At 67.2% G+C, this 1,101-nt stretch carries 1 pseudogene; it reads left to right on the top strand.

Going from position 1 to position 1,101, the window contains the following annotated elements:
* The first annotated feature begins 76 nt into the window (after positions 1–76).
* Positions 77–1,080, top strand: a pseudogene (locus Pta02_RS40785) (IS5 family transposase).
* Positions 1,081–1,101 lie beyond the last annotated feature (21 nt).

Genomic DNA, 1,101 nt, shown 5'->3' with positions numbered 1-1,101 from the left:
TAGGGCGCGTATTGGGTCGTGATCAACATGTGAATACACCCTCGTTTCGGGTCTTGGACCGGTAGAACTTTCGCGTGTGACCCGAGCGCAGCTGACAGACGAAGCGTGGGAGTTCATCAGGCCGTACCTGCCGATCGGCGAGTACGGGCCGTACCCCGAGCGCCTGCGCCAGCAGTTCGAAGGCGTGATCTGGCGGTTTCGGACCGGCGCTCAGTGGCGGGAGATGCCACAGGAGTTCGGCGCCTGGCCGACCGTCTCCAACCGCTTCCGGCAGTGGCGTGACGTCGGCGTGTTCGAGTCCCTACTGGAGGGCCTGATCGCCGAAGCCGCCAAGCGCGGCGAGGTGGACCTGTCCCTCGTCGGCATCGACTCCACCACTGCCCGCGCTCACCATGACGCTGCTGGGATGCACATGAGCCAGGACGTGCTCGCCGCCGTGGAGAAGGCTGCCATCGAGGAGGAGAAAACCAGGTCAAAGGGGGCGACCTCGAAGAACAAAACGGGCCAGAGGCCGAAGCCGATCCCGAAGGGGAGAAGCGGCGATGCCTGCGGCGCCGCCGAAAGCTCCGGCTGAAGGCCGCCCTGCTCGGTCGGTCCCGGGGCGGGCAGACGAGCAAGATCCACCTGGCCGCCGACCGCGGAGGTCGCCCGCTGGCGTTCGTCTTGACCGCCGGACAGGCAGCCGACAGTCCGCAATTCATCCCCGTGTTGAGGAAGGTCCGCATCCCCGGTCCCGTCGGCCGCCCCCGCACCCGGCCCGGTGCCGTCGCCGGCGACAAGGCCTACTCCTCCCGCGGCAACCGCGCCCACCTGCGTAGACGCGGCATCAAGGCCGTCATCCCGGAAAAGCGGGACCAGGTCGCCAACCGGAAGAAGAAGGGCTCCCGGGGCGGCCGCCCCGTCGGGTGCGACGCCGATCTCTACACCGAGCGGAACACCGTCGAGCGTCTGATCAACAAGCTGAAGGCCTGGCGAGGCATCGCCACCCGGTACGACAAGACCCCGGCGAGCTACCTCGCCGGCCTCCACCTGCGCGCCTCAATGATCTGGATCAAAGACCTCACCCGGACCACCTCTTGATCACAACTCAATACGCGCCCT

This window comes from Paraplanobispora takensis (genome assembly GCF_016863195.1).
GTDB lineage: Bacteria > Actinomycetota > Actinomycetes > Streptosporangiales > Streptosporangiaceae > Planobispora > Planobispora takensis.
Note: the sequence above shows the minus strand (reverse complement) of the source record. Positions and strands in the feature narration are given on the sequence as shown.